The 15,719-nt window shown below is 40.4% G+C and carries 15 protein-coding genes, 9 tRNA genes, 1 rRNA gene and 2 pseudogenes; 4 read left to right on the forward strand and 23 right to left on the reverse strand.

Annotation, left to right across the window (positions count from 1 at the left end; genetic code table 11):
• Positions 1-97: 97 nt before the first annotated feature.
• The 9 genes from ODU39_RS06480 to ODU39_RS06520 all read right to left on the reverse strand — a co-directional run bounded on the left by ODU39_RS06480 (position 98) and on the right by ODU39_RS06520 (position 7,919).
• Positions 98-1,273: a helix-hairpin-helix domain-containing protein gene (locus ODU39_RS06480; protein WP_398580120.1), complete on the reverse strand. Its 1,176-nt coding sequence runs from the start codon at positions 1,271-1,273 to the stop codon at positions 98-100.
• Between the two features lie 82 nt (positions 1,274-1,355).
• On the reverse strand, positions 1,356-1,742 hold the full coding sequence (locus ODU39_RS06485; protein WP_398580121.1) for a helix-hairpin-helix domain-containing protein: 387 nt from the start codon (positions 1,740-1,742) through the stop codon (positions 1,356-1,358).
• Positions 1,743-1,764: 22 nt separating this feature from the next.
• On the reverse strand, positions 1,765-2,019 hold the full coding sequence (locus ODU39_RS06490; RefSeq protein ID WP_002943432.1) for a DUF1912 family protein: 255 nt from the start codon (positions 2,017-2,019) through the stop codon (positions 1,765-1,767).
• A gap of 109 nt (positions 2,020-2,128) precedes the next feature.
• Complete coding sequence (locus ODU39_RS06495; RefSeq protein ID WP_136647402.1) at positions 2,129-3,130, reverse strand: aldose epimerase family protein; 1,002 nt, start codon at positions 3,128-3,130, stop codon at positions 2,129-2,131.
• A 365-nt stretch (positions 3,131-3,495) separates the two neighbouring features.
• Positions 3,496-3,897: a PTS sugar transporter subunit IIA gene (locus tag ODU39_RS06500; protein WP_004194089.1), complete on the reverse strand. Its 402-nt coding sequence runs from the start codon at positions 3,895-3,897 to the stop codon at positions 3,496-3,498.
• Positions 3,897-4,715 (reverse strand): PTS system mannose/fructose/sorbose family transporter subunit IID, encoded by an 819-nt coding sequence (locus tag ODU39_RS06505; RefSeq protein ID WP_004194091.1) that lies wholly within the window; start codon positions 4,713-4,715, stop codon positions 3,897-3,899. Before ODU39_RS06505 ends, ODU39_RS06500 begins: the two co-directional genes overlap by 1 nt.
• Entirely contained in the window at positions 4,702-5,604 is a 903-nt protein-coding gene (locus tag ODU39_RS06510; RefSeq protein WP_024399825.1) for a PTS mannose/fructose/sorbose/N-acetylgalactosamine transporter subunit IIC, read from the reverse strand. Before ODU39_RS06510 ends, ODU39_RS06505 begins: the two co-directional genes overlap by 14 nt.
• Positions 5,605-5,642: 38 nt before the next feature.
• On the reverse strand, positions 5,643-6,128 hold the full coding sequence (locus ODU39_RS06515; RefSeq protein WP_004194095.1) for a PTS sugar transporter subunit IIB: 486 nt from the start codon (positions 6,126-6,128) through the stop codon (positions 5,643-5,645).
• Positions 6,129-6,146: 18 nt separating this feature from the next.
• Positions 6,147-7,919, reverse strand: coding sequence for a beta-galactosidase family protein (locus ODU39_RS06520; protein WP_398580122.1), 1,773 nt, complete (start codon positions 7,917-7,919; stop codon positions 6,147-6,149).
• Between the two features lie 206 nt (positions 7,920-8,125).
• Between ODU39_RS06520 and ODU39_RS06525 the strand changes: the two genes are divergently transcribed.
• Positions 8,126-8,836: a GntR family transcriptional regulator gene (locus ODU39_RS06525; RefSeq protein WP_004194099.1), complete on the forward strand. Its 711-nt coding sequence runs from the start codon at positions 8,126-8,128 to the stop codon at positions 8,834-8,836.
• Between the two features lie 139 nt (positions 8,837-8,975).
• On the opposite strand, the gene ODU39_RS06530 is transcribed toward ODU39_RS06525, so the two are convergent.
• From ODU39_RS06530 to recX, 4 genes are all read right to left on the reverse strand, one after another.
• The gene (locus tag ODU39_RS06530) at positions 8,976-9,707 is read right to left on the reverse strand and encodes a GntR family transcriptional regulator (protein WP_014735520.1); all 732 of its coding nucleotides are present in this window, start codon (positions 9,705-9,707) and stop codon (positions 8,976-8,978) included.
• Positions 9,708-9,806: 99 nt separating this feature from the next.
• Positions 9,807-10,124: a DUF960 domain-containing protein gene (locus ODU39_RS06535; protein ID WP_002942715.1), complete on the reverse strand. Its 318-nt coding sequence runs from the start codon at positions 10,122-10,124 to the stop codon at positions 9,807-9,809.
• A gap of 57 nt (positions 10,125-10,181) precedes the next feature.
• The gene (locus ODU39_RS06540) at positions 10,182-10,715 is read right to left on the reverse strand and encodes a DUF402 domain-containing protein (protein WP_004194106.1); all 534 of its coding nucleotides are present in this window, start codon (positions 10,713-10,715) and stop codon (positions 10,182-10,184) included.
• A gap of 75 nt (positions 10,716-10,790) precedes the next feature.
• Positions 10,791-11,567, reverse strand: coding sequence for a recombination regulator RecX (recX, locus tag ODU39_RS06545; RefSeq protein WP_398580123.1), 777 nt, complete (start codon positions 11,565-11,567; stop codon positions 10,791-10,793).
• Between the two features lie 37 nt (positions 11,568-11,604).
• Between recX and rlmD the strand changes: the two genes are divergently transcribed.
• The 3 genes and pseudogenes from rlmD to ODU39_RS06560 all read left to right on the forward strand — a co-directional run.
• Positions 11,605-12,957, forward strand: coding sequence for a 23S rRNA (uracil(1939)-C(5))-methyltransferase RlmD (gene rlmD / locus ODU39_RS06550; protein WP_398580124.1), 1,353 nt, complete (start codon positions 11,605-11,607; stop codon positions 12,955-12,957).
• Positions 12,958-13,059: 102 nt separating this feature from the next.
• Positions 13,060-13,213 (forward strand): annotated as a pseudogene (locus ODU39_RS06555) (transposase); the annotation flags it as partial.
• Positions 13,214-13,311: 98 nt separating this feature from the next.
• Positions 13,312-14,597 (forward strand): annotated as a pseudogene (locus ODU39_RS06560) (transposase); the annotation flags it as partial.
• Between the two features lie 117 nt (positions 14,598-14,714).
• Here the strand turns inward: ODU39_RS06560 and ODU39_RS06565 are convergent.
• The 10 genes from ODU39_RS06565 to rrf form a co-directional block, all read right to left on the reverse strand.
• A tRNA-Pro gene (locus ODU39_RS06565) sits at positions 14,715-14,788 on the reverse strand.
• A 47-nt stretch (positions 14,789-14,835) separates the two neighbouring features.
• Positions 14,836-14,909: transfer RNA gene (locus ODU39_RS06570), tRNA-Arg, on the reverse strand.
• 19 nt (positions 14,910-14,928) lie between these two features.
• Positions 14,929-15,012: transfer RNA gene (locus tag ODU39_RS06575), tRNA-Leu, on the reverse strand.
• Positions 15,013-15,019: 7 nt separating this feature from the next.
• A tRNA-Gly gene (locus ODU39_RS06580) sits at positions 15,020-15,091 on the reverse strand.
• Positions 15,092-15,103: 12 nt separating this feature from the next.
• Positions 15,104-15,176 (reverse strand) — tRNA-Thr (locus ODU39_RS06585).
• 14 nt (positions 15,177-15,190) lie between these two features.
• Positions 15,191-15,272, reverse strand: a tRNA-Leu gene (locus ODU39_RS06590).
• 3 nt (positions 15,273-15,275) lie between these two features.
• Positions 15,276-15,348, reverse strand: a tRNA-Lys gene (locus ODU39_RS06595).
• A gap of 74 nt (positions 15,349-15,422) precedes the next feature.
• Positions 15,423-15,495, reverse strand: a tRNA-Asp gene (locus ODU39_RS06600).
• 2 nt (positions 15,496-15,497) lie between these two features.
• Positions 15,498-15,570 (reverse strand) — tRNA-Val (locus ODU39_RS06605).
• A gap of 23 nt (positions 15,571-15,593) precedes the next feature.
• Positions 15,594-15,709: ribosomal RNA gene (rrf, locus tag ODU39_RS06610) — 5S ribosomal RNA — on the reverse strand.
• Positions 15,710-15,719 lie beyond the last annotated feature (10 nt).

The following is a 15,719-nucleotide window of genomic DNA, read 5'->3' on the forward strand; positions in this document are numbered from 1 at the left end:
TTGTGCGGATTTCTCAGTACCACCGCTTCCTGTAACAAATGGAGCCCAAAACACCTCTGATTGGCTTTATTCTATCAAAATATTTAGAAAAAAGCAATCAACTCTCTTTTTTGAAAACAACACCATTTTCCTTTAATTTTTTGATTGTTCCTGGACCGATTCCTTTTATGGACAATATTTCCTGCTCTGTCCTTTTCTTAAAATCAGCCTTGCTATGTATCCCTCCGTAAAAGAGATTTATTGCTCTTGAATGTCCTAACCCTTCTAAATCCAAAAATTTTCTAAATTTCTTAGGAGAATTTGGCAATGTATTCGCATAGGATTCCGCCAAGGCTACCATTCCCTCAACTAAAAACGGTTTTGTTTCTAAGAACATGGTTGCGGTATTTAAAGCAATATAGATAGAGTGAACCGTGTATGGTTTGTAATAAGACAGTTGCGTGGATACAGTCACAAGATCCAGCCAACTGTCTGATTGAAAGGCCTCAACCGCTTTGCTATTTAAGTCAGCTAATCGCTTAAACAACTCTTCCGCCTTTGTAAATTTTCCTTGTAATAACTGGGCCATAATCTGATAAACCAAAACGCCATCGTCCTCCCAGTCCTTCTCAAGTGACCACCGATAAAGACTTTCAATTTCATCAAATTGATACAAATGAAGATAGGTAGCTAACATGGTATGAAAATAGCCCGGTGGAAATCCTTCCTCAATTTTGGAACGAAGAAGTTCAACCAGTTTTAAAGCTAAATTTGAAAAACCGTTGAGCAGGTAAATTTCTGTTAAAAAACCAATCATTTGCAAGACTGACCTAGCCTCAACGGAAAACCAATCGGAGTAATCTAGTTCTGCCCATTGTTCAACTATTTCATCCTGTATCACCAGCATTTTCTCTAAATATGCTCGATCAATCACTCCATCCCCAGTTTCCAACAATAATTGAAATTTTGCCTCCAGATAATTGGGATAAGTTGCAAGCAGTTTTTTTAACTCTCGAATGCGGTGCTTTTTCTGGGATATTTCCATAATCTCCTCGAACCACTCCGTTTCCGCATCCTTACTTCCTGCCGAATACAACAGCTCCCTTAGTTCATCAATATAAAACTCATCATCTGTTACAAAAAATCCTCTAGTCAACTCCAATGCTTTACGCATATCTGTTTGCGACAATTGGCTTAGAGAATTAGGAGATTGAAAATCACTAAACTGTATAATATTATCTCCATTATGTTTAGCGTGTCTCATCTCTTTCTTCCGATTTTTCTTCTTTGCCATCAGCTTTTCTCCTTGAATATTCTAATTCTATTATAGCAAGAAGAACGAAAAAACCAACTCCATTCAGTTGGTTTACACCATATTAGGCTTTCAACTCAATCCCTTTTTCTTTCAACTGCTTGATGGTTGCAGGACCGATGCCTTTAAGAGCCAAGAGCTCTTTTTCTGTATGGTTTGCAAAATCAGCCACAGATTGAATACCTGCTTCGTAGAAGGTTTCCAAACGTGCTGCCGCAATGCCTTCCAACTCAGGAAGTGCCAAAAAGTCTTCCAATGAAGTCGCTGAAGAAATCACCTCTGCTACAACTTCTTTCACTTGTTCCACAGAATGTTCTACGAAAGTTTCAGCCTGATGTGCGACTGTCTCAACAGCTCCGCGAGCAGTTTCAAGACCTACACGACCTGCACGTTTCAAGTCTGCTAATTGTTTTTTCAATTGTTTTTTTCGATTTACTTTCTTTTTTCCCATTTTTCATCTCTCTCCCGTCTGATTAATAATGCCTTTGACCAAACAACTCATCTGGTAAATCATGAAAACCTTTGCCAGCATGGTAGTTGGCAAATTTCCCTTGAATGAATCGATAGGCATCCAGCTTGCTCTCATAACGAATATAAGCATCCGCTGCACGCTCATCTTTGTCTTCTTCCAAGACACGACGACTTTCTTCAACCGCCATCTCGTTTACCATGACCTGAGTGTTGACCCAAGCTTCAAATTCTTTTAAAAATTCTTGTTCTTTTGTCATTATTTTCCTCTTTCGCCTGCTTCGATTGAAACACACCGGTTTATTATACCATATTTTCTAGAAAACACAAGAAAACCCTAACTGCAACACAGTTAGAGTCCCCATTTTTTTACCAAGTAAAACGATAGGTCGTTTTAGACAGAAATTCTTCTCCTTGCTCTAACAAAATCGAACCAAATCCATCGACATTGCACGCATTCGGCAAGGCCTGACACTCTAAACTAAAGACACCGTGGTAACAGGTCAAAGCTTCAACAGGAAAATTATATGTATAAATAACGACCGCAGGCTGGTTGGTTTTGACACTGAGTCCAATTTTCCCATCTGGACTCAAAACTTCTACCGGAATATCCACCTCTTCCAATAACCATGGGTGGTCATAGCCTTTTACCAATACATTTTGAGGATATTGGCTATCAAATCCCTGAGCAAAAGGCGCAAAATCTCTAAAATCAAACGGCGTCCCTGTCACATCTTCTAAGACACCCGTTGGCAGGTTATCCTCCCCAAGCGGAGCATAGTGATTCGCAGCAATTTTAATACGGTGCTCGGCAACTGACCGTTGAAAATCACCAGTCAAGTTGAAATAGATATGGTTGGTCGGATTAAAAATCGTATCCTTATCCGATACAGCCTGGTAGTCAACTGTCAATTCATTTTTATCCGTCAAACAATAAATAGCCTTGACCCTCACATCACCAGGAAAGCCATTAAAACCATCTTTTAGGACCATAGCAAAGGTCACTTGATTTCTCTCATGGTCTAGCTCAACGTCCCAGTACTGCTCATTTGCCGTGTCAACCCCACCGTGTAGAGTCCTACCAGGTTCATTTTCTGTAAAATGGTAGCTTGTTCCCTTTATCTCAGCTTGGGCTCCTGAAATACGCCCCGCTACTGGGATAATTGTTGAACCAGGATACAAATCTGTCTTGCGGTAATCTTCATCCGACTTAGCCGCCAAACTGACATTTCGTAAACCGCCATTCTCTTCCACAGGAAGGAACACTCCCACCACTCTGGCACCAAAATCTGTCAAGGTTACCTGCATGCCATTCTTGTTTTCCAAGTAATACAGTTTTGCTTTTTCACCAAATGTTTTTACTTCAATCATTTCTTTTCCTCATAAGCCAAATGGGAGTGGGAAAGAACTCGACCAGTCTAAAAAGAGTTCGTCAACAAGTCTTTATTTCTAGTTGTTGACTCGAACTCTGAGAAGCGAGGCTGGACTTTCTGCCCAGCCTCAGGATACTTAAAGCCTATCAACTATAGAACATTTTATAATTAACGAAAATCAAATCCGTCTGTAACAATAGGCTGAGTTAGCCTCGCTCTCTTATTTCTAGGCTCGGGCTGAAAAACTCCACTGGAGTTACCTCGCTCTCCCGTTTCTAGGCTCAGGCTGTCTTTGGTCACTCTTTCATTTCAAGGTGACCAGTTGAAACAGTTCCCCAAACTGTTTCAACTTCCCTGACTGTCTCACTCATCGTCATCTTCATCACTTGTTAATAGACTATTGACATGAACTAGGTTGCTTGTCCCAAATTCTACATAATCCACAGCCTCTCCCAGCAGGACGCCGTTCAAGAATCCGATAACCATTGGCATATTCATACCTGCATAGAGGTCAAACTGCCCACCTTCAATCAATTTTCGTGATACGACGTTGGCTGGTGTACCACCCAACAAGTCTGCGAAGACAACGAAATCTTCCAATCCTGCAATTGTTTCTTCAAATTTTTTCTGGAAGTCTTCTGGACCTTCTTCTGGTAATAAAGCTACTGTGTAGATGTCCTCTTGAGGACCCATAATCATTTCAGTAGATTTTTTCAACTCCTCGCAGAAGATACCATGACTTACTAATACTAAACTTCTAACCATTATACCATACCAAATAGGAAGTGACCGATTGCTGACAAGCCAAGTGCGAGCACAATAATAATCAAGATAGCTTTAGTCGAAGTCATGCCACGACGACCAAGAAGCCAGAAGACAAATCCTGTAAAGATTGCAGGTACTAGACGTGGGAAGATAGTATTCAGAATGTCTTGAATATCAATCACTTTTTCTCCAATAGCTGGAGCCCAAGTTACTTCAAAGTTAATCATAGTTGCAATCAAGGCACCCATCATGAAGACACCCATTACAGATGCTGCATCAACGAGAGCTGTCAAGCGATCGCGCATGGTTGTAATCAACTTAGTACCTTCTTTGTAGGCAACTTCCAACTGTTTCCAACGGAAAATATCATAGGCAATGGCTACTGCTACCCAAAGGAAGATACCAACTGGAGATCCCTCTTTACCCATAGTAGCAGCCACAGTCCCCATAATCGCTGGAACAAGAGAACCAAATATTGAGTCACCAATTGGGGCAAATGGTCCCATCAAACCTGTCTTAACACCGTTAACCGCATCTTTAGAAGCGACGCCATCACTTTCTTCAAGTGCCAAGTCAATACCTGTAATGATGGTATGGAAGAATGGTGAAGTATTGAAGAACTGAGTATGCAATTTCATCATTTCCTTCAACTCAGGAGTACCATCTCCATACATTTTACGCAATTGTGGCAAAATCATGTAGAGGTAGCCAGATGCCTGCATCCGCTCATAGTTCCAACCAAGTTGGAAAGTGAACAAGCTACGTTTGTTGATTTGATTAAAATCTTCTTTTGTTAATTTGTAATTAGATTTCGTCATCTTCAATTTCCCCACTTTCTGAATTTGATGGAGCAACTACAGTTACTTTTTGGCTATTTTTGAAGTGAAGCACTGAAAGGAATGCACCCACAATAGCGATACCAATCATTGACAAACCTTTGAAGTTATTGACAAAGCTTACGCCTGCATCTTCAGGAAGAGTGCCAACGATACCAGCAACTGCACCACCCAAAGCTGATACGTTACCGTAAAGAACAGTCAACATCGCTGTAAGGGCGAAACCGAATGCCAAGTAGTGAAGGTTGCGTTTAAGTGGAAGATAGTGAAGTAAGATTGCAAATCCAAGACCTGGAAGCATACGAGCTGCAAGAGTTAAGCCTGCTGCAATCCATTTGTATTCAGGCAACTCAATCGTAGTGACAAGAGTTTCTACAAGACCACCACCAAAAGCAAGGGCAAGAAAAACTGGAAGTGCACGAGAAAGTGCCCAAGGAATTGCACCAAGAAGGTAGTTGCGTTCAATACCAGCATAGTCAAAACGTTCAATTGCTGCATCTACACGATGGGCAAAGAAAGTAGTAGTGAAACGACCCAAAATATCTGTATAAACCAACAACCCTGCAACTGGTACGCCAATAGTGGAAATGGCAATTTCTGGATCTAAACCTTGTGAAATAGAGAAAGCTGTTGCAAGAACCGCACCAGATGTTGCATCAATACGTGACGCACCACCGAAAGTACCAACTCCCAAGACAACTAACTGCAAACTTGCACCAATTAGCAAGCCAACTTCCATGTTCCCCATGATTAAACCAGTGATAAACCCTGCAAAGACTGGTGAACCTGCTGACGATACAATTGTCAGCTCGTCACAAATCTGATAAGCAGAGTAGAGCGTTAGAAGTAATATTTGCCACCATTGCATAATAGTGATCCTCCTTTAAATTTTTCAAAAATATCCGAATGTTATCTAACCTTATCCAATAATGGCATAAAGTCTTTTGGTGAATCGCCAGGTACCATTTGTGCAAATAATTTTACACCCTTAGCCGCCAAGGCATCAAAATCTGCAATATCCTTATCTACAACGTTAATAGAACGAGTTACAGAACGAGTTTCCGGAGTTTGAGACATATTCCCTACGTTCAACTCAGGGAGCTCAACCCCGTACTCTACCAAGCGAAGGAAGTTTTCTGGACGACGAGCAACAATCAAGAGACGTTGACTATCATACTTGCCCTCCTTAATATTATTAGCAGCCTTTTCAATCGGTAAAATCGATAATTTTACACCTGGAGGACATGCTAATTTCAGTCCTTGTTTTTCAATGTCATTTTGAGCAACAGCATCATCGATAACCATGATACGACCGATGTTCAATTTCGTCGTCCATAAGTTAGCAACCTGACCGTGGATCAAACGACCATCAATACGTGTAGCAATAATTGCCATACAGTGTTCTCCTTTTCTTCATAAATCTTTTATAACGGGTCTTTGTGAAAAATGAATCTTCTCTCTATATTTTCCTTCTGTCTCGAAGACAATTATTTCATTCGCTCCTTTCTTTAAGTATCCTTTTGGAATATAGAGATAGAGGATTGGCCCTTTTTCCCAAAAACGTCCAATATTTACATTATTAACGAAAACAACTCCCTTACCAAAACCTGTCATGTCTAAGTAAGTATCCGCAAGTTCACCCAGTTCAAACTGATAACGATAGAAAGCAGCTTGACCTTCCTCCCAACCCTTACTAAAATCCAAGTCCTCAACTGACTCAAGATGCAAAGGATAGGTTTCCCAATGACCAATAAAATGTAAATCAGCCATCGCACCTCGACCAAGCCCTTTAGACTGGGTAGGAGCCGTTAGTTTGTGCCCATAGTTGACACGTCCCATATTTTCTACCAAAATATCTAATTTTAGCTTGTCATCTTTAAAATCCAATTCAACATCGTCACCAATCTCAGTCTGATACTGAGTTGCAACGAATTTTCCATCTGCATAAATTTGGATACGGTCACGCGCATCAACCACTCGGAAACGTTCCGCTTCTGTCTTATCCCGCTCCAGCTCTGTTCTATATAAAATATAACCTGTTGACTGATCAAGTTCTTCCATATTCTTAGGATAAAACCCTTTCACGCAACCGCTTACATTTTTTAGAGTAGCAAATAAACTCACCTTACCATGAAGCGACACATCTGAAAAAGCTTTTGCCTCTTTTACAAGCGGTTCTGCATACTCTAATTCAGGATAGACTTCTTTCAAACGTTGTTGCAAAAGATAAAACTTCTTAGTAGGATTTCCAGCTTCATCCAATATAGCATCATAATCATAAGAAGTTACCTGAGGCAAATCAATTTGACCACGAGCAGAGCAACCATTCATGAAACCAAAATTTGTTCCACCATGGAACATGTACAGATTCAAGGAGCCCAATTCGATACATTCCATAACCGAATCAACCATTTCCTCCGGCTCTCTACGAATAATTTCATCGCCCCAACGATTGAACCAACCATCCCAAAATTCCATACACATGAGTGGCCAATTCTTCTGATGTTCATTAAAGAATGCCGTCATATTTGCAAAATTCTCTCTAGCTTTAGAACCAAAGTTTCCTGTTACAAATACATCATCCTCTATCAGTGTTCCTGCACGTAATGTTGCTCGCCAAGAACCATCCGAGGTAAACAAGGGAGCAGTTAGACCATGTTTACGCATCAAGCCAGCCACCGATCTTAGATACTCCTTCTCCTCGCCATAAGAGCCATACTCATTTTCCACTTGGAACATAAGTACATTTCCACCCTGTGCGAGTTGGAGCTTGGCCAATTTAGGAATAAGAGAAGCGTAATATTCATCTAAGTGCTGCAAGTACACCGAATCACTCGAACGTACTCTAAGCTCTTCCTTCATCAACCAAGCAGGGAGGCCACCCCATTCCCACTCCGCACAAATATAAGGAGAAGGACGTACAATTGCATAAAGCCCTAATTCTTGAGCCAATTTCAAAAATCGCTCAATATCCAATATACCCTCGTAACAAAACTCACCCTTTCGAGGTTCATGCATATTCCAAGGGACATAGGTTTCAACTGTATTAAAACCAAGGGCCTTTAAGTTATACAAAGAATGGTACCAATCATCAGGATGGACACGAAAATAATGAATCGCGCCTGATAAAATCTTAAAGGGTTCACCGTCCAAATAAAATTGGTCTCCAATATAAAATTCTTTCATTTCTTCCTCCGATGCAACCGCTTACTTTTCTATTAATATACTAACACTTCTTTGTGGTTATGTCCAGTACTTTTTAAAAAATTTTTTACCATTTTTTATCACCTTTATAAAGTGAAAAAGTATATTTTTGTGGGTATTTTAGCTATATTTTTTGATTTTCATCAACTAATTTAGTATAATAAGCTGTGGAAAGGAAGGAAATAAGTATGAAAGTACCGAAGTACCAACTTATACAAAACGACTTACGCCAACAGATTGTTTCTGGCAAATTTGAAAATGGCGACAAATTTTACACAGAATCTGAATTAACAAAACTATTTAATGTTAGCTCCATTACCGTTATCCGTGCAGTAAACGAACTAGTTAAAGACGGCTACCTCGTTCGCCAACAAGGTAAAGGAACCTTTGTATCTCGTTCACGCAAAGGGCGTCTTGTAGAATTTTCTGATATTGAGATTTTTCCTATGGATAAGGATAAGGTTACTGTTCTCTCGTGCGAAAAAGGCAATAAACCCGATATCCTTGAAAAACTAAATCTTGACAAGAATGAGTTTTACTATAAAATTGTACGCGTCCGCGCAGCAGAAGACACTCCATACATCTTCCACAATTCATACATCCCTCAACGATATATCCAAAATCCAGATGCTCCACTCGAGCACTATCAATCAATCTATCAACGCTTCAAACTGGACTACAATATCCACATGTCCGAGGAACCATTTGTAGAAACGAATGAAATTGTCAGCCCATGTCCAAAAGAGGTTGCCACTCATTTGAAATTAAAAGCGACTGAACCAGCTGTACTACAAAACAAAACAACTACTAACAGTACTAGCGGTGAAGTGATGGAATATACTGAAACTTACAAACACTGGAAGTATTACAAATTTGAAATTACAGCCAATCATCGCTAAAAAAACGCAGACTAACGTCCGCGTTTTTTCATATCCAATAACAATCAAAAGTAGTCTAGGAAACGAAACCAAAAATAGAACTGGATTTCATCAAGGCAAGTTGACAACGAATAATTTTGATTTTCGAAGAGTATTAATTCTAATATCCCCGTTGATGGGTAATCTTGTAACGAAACTGGTCCGCTCTAGCAATACTAAACGTAAACTCGATAATTCTATTCTTATCATTATAGGTTTTTCTTACCAAATGAAGCACTGGACTATTGCTTGGAATTCCGAGTATCTTAGCTTCATTATCCAAAGCAATACTTGCATAGAACTCTTCTTCTGCCAAACGAATCACCTGATGATAATCCTCTGAAAAAATTTCATACAAGGGAGTTGACTTCATTCGCTGAGCAGCTAATCCAGGAAATAGCGAGGCAGGAACATATGTCCTTTCCAGCATCATCGGAATCTCATCGGCAAGTCTCAAACGTTCAACTTCAAACACTTCCTCACCCTGACTAAGTTGTAGATGTTGCGCAATATAGTCCGACGCCTTAACCAATTCAAAGGATAAAATAGATGTCCTCGGTACTTTCCCAATTTTTTTCATTTGCTCAGTAAAACTATAGGCCTGAGACAAATCAACTGCAGTATCTGAAATCTCAGATACATAGGTTCCCTTACCATGCTTCTTATAGACTAAGCCACGTTTTTCCAATTCTTGCAAAGCCAAACGAACTGTAATACGACTGACACCATAAACCTGTGTCAACTCACGCTCTGAAAATAACTTGTCATTCGGAGCCATCCTCTCACGAATTGCAACTTCCAATTCATCAACCAACTGCAAATAGAGAGGTTTCTCAACAGTTTGACTAACCATAGACTCCTCCTTTCTAACCCACATAAGCTTACAAATCTATTTTACACCAAATTTCATATATTAACAATATCTTAGGTGATAAAATACCAGCTCTTCAAGCTAAAGCAAGGTCACCTCATCTGGCAAAGTAATGGTCTCTTTTCCCTGCTTGTCCATTACCAAGATTGTTGAGGGATAAAATGGATCAAAACGACTACTTAAATCTACAGCCAGTACATTTTTATAACCTTCCTGCGAAAAGACCAGCGTAATCTTACCACGACGATTTTTGATAGAAAAACGGATTACATTTTTCAAAGGAATAACTCCTTTTAAGTAGTGATCAATAACATACCAGAAACTATCAATCACTTCCCCGGGAAGCGAGGTCACAACTCCAAAACTTGCATAGCGCCCATTTGTTTGTTCAAAGGCCATAAGCCCCTCCTTTACAATAAGAAAAAAGCCTGTAAAACAGGATTTTCTTTTCTAACTTTATCTACTTCTCAGTTCTAAATAGCGTTTGTACCAGATATTAACGTAGGCTGGAGAGAATGGTCCGCGCTGGTTATTAATCCAATCAACCAGTATCTTGACATTTTCCTTCAAAATAAAATCAATATCATCCGAATACTTCATCGCCTTACGATGACGCTCATATTCATCCACATCCAGTAGTCTCTTTTCACCATCAGCAAAGACCTTAACATCTAGGTCATAATCAATGTATTTGAGTGCCTCATTGTCGAGAACATATGGACTAGCAAGGTTACAATAATAGGAAACTCCGTTTTCACGAATCATTGCAATGATATTGAACCAGTATTTTTTATGAAAATAAACGATTGCTGGCTCTCTTGTTACCCAACGCCTACCATCATTTTCAGTCACTAAGGTATGATTATTGACTCCAATAATAGCATTTTCCGTTGTTTTTAATACCATGGTGTCACGCCAAGTGCGATGAATTTCACCGTCATGCTTATAACTTTGAATTGTAATAAAGTCGCCTTCCTTTGGTAATTTCACTTTGTTACCAACTTTCTACAATTACAATTTATCTTGACTATTATATCATATTTTTCTAACCTAGGCTAAATTTTTTCACAGATAATCACGAAGGACAGTCTGAATCCGATCAAAGTCATAACCCTTTCGAGCTAAAGCCTGTATCAACCCTTGCTTCAATTCATAGCCTTCATATTTACGACTATATTTTCTATACTGCTTATCCAATTCCTTGGCGATTAAATCATCTTCATTTTCCTCATCAGCCACAAGTTCCAACTGACCGAGGCTTTGTTTGGCCGTCTCATAAGAAAACCCCTTACCCATCAATCCCTGTACAACTTTATCTTGCAAAGCTCGAAGAGGCAATCTTCTTTGGTATCTACCCACCAATTTCTCCCCAATCTTCCCAGCAAGCTCTGAAAAATCTTCCTCAGCCAGCCTTTTATCAATCAGCGGTTTAGGAATTCCTTTCTGCATCAACTTCTGACGAATCATAGCTGGACCTTTATCTCCATTTAGAGCATTCTGACGAACATAGCTATCAACATAATTCCCATCGTCCAGCCATTTTTCCTCTTCTAATACCGTCACTATCTTGACAATATTGTTTTCTTCAATTTCATATTTTTTTAGATAATCACTAACTTCTTTTTTGGTACGTTGCTTGAAAGAAAGGTAATAAAGTGCTAGATTTTTCCCATAAGAAAACTGAGCAAAATCACGAAGCTCACGAAACTCCTGCTCCGTGATTTCCTTTCCCTTACTAAGCATGAAGCGAACAATTGTGTCTTCCGTAATATACAAACTATCCTGACCATCCACTTCAAGTAAATAAAGACGTTTCTTCTTTTCAATTTTTGTAATTCTCATTCTTTCATTATACAGGATTTTTCGGTAAAATAATAATATGAATCTACAAGTAAACCAACGAATCCCCTTAAAAATCAAACGAATGGGCATCAACGGAGAAGGCATCGGATTTTATCAAAAAACGCTAGTCTTTGTCCCTGGTGCCCTTAAGGGGGAAGAAATTTTTTGTCAAATTACCTCAGTCAAACGAAATTTCGTTGAAGCAAAATTGTTAAAAATCAACAAGGAATCAAAATTCCGAGTCAAGCCTGCCTGTGGCATCTATCAAGCCTGTGGTGGTTGTCAAATCATGCACCTCCGCTATGATAAACAATTAGACTTCAAACAAGATCTCTTGCAGCAGGCCCTAAAAAAGTTCAAACCAGCTGGCTACGAAAACTACACTATTTATCCAACAATCGGTATGGATAAGCCTAGCCACTATCGTGCCAAATTACAGTTCCAGACTCGATCTTTCAAAGATCAAGTCAAGGCCGGTCTCTATGCAGAAAATTCCCATCGCTTGATTGGAATTACGAATTGTTACGTCCAAGATGCCGAAACACAAGAGATTATCAACGGAATCGCAAAGCTACTCACCAAGCACCGCATTCCTATTTATAATGAGCGCAAGCAACATGGAATCCGCACGGTTATGGTCCGCAAGGCTCGAAAAACAGGTCAAGTTCAAGTAATCTTTATCACCTCTTGTCAGGTTAATCTTCTTAAATTAATTGATGAACTCACCAGTCAATTTCCAAGTATAATCACTATTGCTCTAAACTGGAATAGACAAAAAACGAGTGATATTTATGGTGAAAAAACAGAAATTTTATGGGGAGAACAAGCTATCGATGAGGCTGTTTTAGATTACGAATTCTCACTATCTCCACGGGCATTTTACCAACTAAATCCCCAACAAACAGAAATTCTCTACGGCGAGGCCGTCAAAGCTTTGGACATTTCAGGAAATGAAAACTTGATTGATGCCTACTGTGGCGTGGGCACAATCGGCTTCGCCTTTGCTAAAAAGGTCAAATCTGTTCGAGGTATGGACATTATTCCAGAAGCCATCGAGGATGCTAAAGCAAACGCTAAGCGAATGGGACTATCCAATACCCACTATGAAGCAGGTAAAGCAGAAGAAATCATTCCAAAGTGGTACCAAGAAGGCTACAGGGCCGATGCCTTGGTAGTTGATCCTCCACGAACTGGACTCGATGAAAAGCTCCTCAAAACCATTTTGGATTACAAACCAGCTAAAATGGTTTACGTATCCTGCAACGTCTCCACTCTTGCAAGGGACCTTGTTGAGCTAAGCAAAGCCTACAAGGTAGAATACATTCAATCTGTCGACATGTTTCCCCACACAGCACGGACCGAGGCGGTTGTTAAACTAAGCAAAAAATGAAAGGCACTGTAAGACTATGACGGGTAAACCCACTCTGGTCATACAGAGCCTTTTTGAGTGTAGAAAAAAGTCCCATATGACCTACACTGGAAAACAACAAAACTCACATTTTCAAACGCCATACTGGAAGCTACCAACAATCTCATCAAAGTCATTAAAAGAAATACCTTTGGATTCAGGAAGATGAAAACTAGAAAAACGGATTTTGATTACTTTGAACAGTGAAAAGGGGCTCTATAATTTCTGTAGTGGGTAAAACCACTGTGGAGATTATGGAGCCATTTTTGAGTATAGAAAAAAAGTCCCATATGACCTATAATGAAAAGCGACGAAACTCACATTAGAAAGACTCATATGGAACAACTAAATCTTATCACAAATTTTCTCAGAATTAAAGACAAAAATATCGTTATCACTGATGAATATGATATGGGAACTCACTTAGAACTCCACGGTCACTTGGATTACACAGCCCCTAAATGCCCTTCCTGCAAGGGACAAATGGCAAAATACGATTTCCAAAAAGCCTCCAAAATTCCCTATCTAGAAACAGCTGGCTATCCCTTACTTATCCGTCTTAGAAAGCGTCGTTTCAAGTGCAAAGAATGTGCGAAAATGGCTGTCGCTGAAGCTCCTCTTGTCAAGAAGAACCACCAAATCTCCGTCGCTGTTAACCAGAAGATCGCCCAATTACTCATCGAAAATCAAGCAATGACACATATTGCACACAGGCTATCCATCTCAACATCATCAGTTATCAGAAAGCTCAATGAGTTCAAGTTTGAAACAGATTGGAACACCTTACCTGAGGTGTTGAGCTGGGATGAGTATGCCTTTAAGAAAGGGAAGATGAGCTTTATCGCTCAAGATTTCAACTCCCTAAACGTCATTGCTATTCTGGACGGAAGAACTCAAGCAACCATCCGAAACCACTTTCTACGCTATCCTAGAAAGGTTAGAAATCAGGTCAAAGTCATTACCATGGATATGTTTAGTCCCTACTACAAATTGGCTAACCCCTTCGCTCTCCAATTTCTAAGCTCAGGCTGAAACAGTCTATTCCCAGACTGTTTCACTCCCAAACGCAAAGATTGTTCTGGATCGCTTTCATATCGTGCAACACCTTAGTCGTGCTATGAACCGTGTCCGTATTCAAATTATGAACCAACTTGATAGAAAATCGCAGGAATACCGAGCTTTGAAACGCTACTGGAAATTGATTCAACAGGATAGTCGTAAACTCAGCGATAAACGATTTTATCGCCCTATGTTTCGGATGCATTTAACCAACAAGGAAATTCTAGAAAAACTCCTATCCTACTCAGATGAACTCCGACAGCACTATGAACTCTATCAATTTCTCTTGTTCCATTTCCAAGAGAAAAATTCAGATCATTTCTTCAGTCTCATCGAACAGGAAATGGCCACTGTTAATCCTATTTTCCAGACGGTATTTAAGACATTTCTAAAGGATAAAGACAAGGTTTTAAACGCCATGGAATTGCCTTATTCCAACGCCAAACTGGAAGCTACCAATAATCTCATCAAAGTCATTAAAAGAAATGCCTTTGGTTTCAGGAAGATGAAAACTAGAAAAACGGATTTTGATTGCTTTGAACAGTGAAAAGGGCTGGGAATAGCCCTTTTCAGCTTATCTCCTGAAAATAAGAAAGAGATAAAGAAAGAGAGAACGAAGTTCGTCCTCTCTAGGTCTTAGCTTTTCATCTACCCACTACAGTTGACAAAGAGCCCAATAATCGGGAAGACAGGATTCGAACCTGCGACACCTTGGTCCCAAACCAAGTACTCTACCAAGCTGAGCTACTTCCCGATACTATTAAAAATAAAGCTCCCCTAACGTCTCCATTAAGCGAGTGATGCACCCTAGAGGATTCGAACCTCTAACCGCCTGATTCGTAGTCAGGTACTCTATCCAGTTGAGCTAAGGGTGCTTATATGATAATTCCTTCATGCCGAGGACCGGAATCGAACCGGTACGATGTTGCCATCGCAGGATTTTAAGTCCTGTGCGTCTGCCAGTTCCGCCACCCCGGCCTCTCAAAGCGAACGACGGGATTCGAACCCGCGACCCCCACCTTGGCAAGGTGGTGTTCTACCACTGAACTACGTTCGCAATCTTTCCTAATGCCGGCTACATGACTTGAACACGCGACCCTCTGATTACAAATCAGATGCTCTACCAACTGAGCTAAGCCGGCCTATTTCTATTCTATGCGGGTTAAGGGACTTGAACCCCCACGCCCGAAAGCGCCAGATCCTAAATCTGGTGCGTCTGCCAATTCCGCCAAACCCGCATATGACTCGTGCTGGGCTCGAACCAGCGACCCATTGATTAAAAGTCAATTGCTCTACCAACTGAGCTAACGAGTCTTCTCTCTTTTCTAAGAGGACGTAAGCTACGCTTACTTCATATAAACTTCAAAATGTCTACTAGACATCTCGAACGGTCCCGACGGGAATCGAACCCGCGATCTTCGCCGTGACAGGGCGACGTGATAACCGCTACACTACGGGACCTATGGGAGTTAACGGGATCGAACCGCTGACCCTCTGCTTGTAAGGCAGATGCTCTCCCAGCTGAGCTAAACTCCCAAATGGAGATCTCTCTCCAACTTGCTAAGCGACTACCGTATCTAACAGGGGGCAACCCCCAACTACTTCAGGCGTTCTAGGGCTTAACTACTGTGTTCGGCATGGGTACAGGTGTATCTCCTAGGCTATCGTCACTTAACTACTGAGTC

The organism is Streptococcus sp. 2021WUSS126, assembly GCF_044427255.1.
Taxonomy (GTDB): domain Bacteria; phylum Bacillota; class Bacilli; order Lactobacillales; family Streptococcaceae; genus Streptococcus; species Streptococcus hashimotonensis.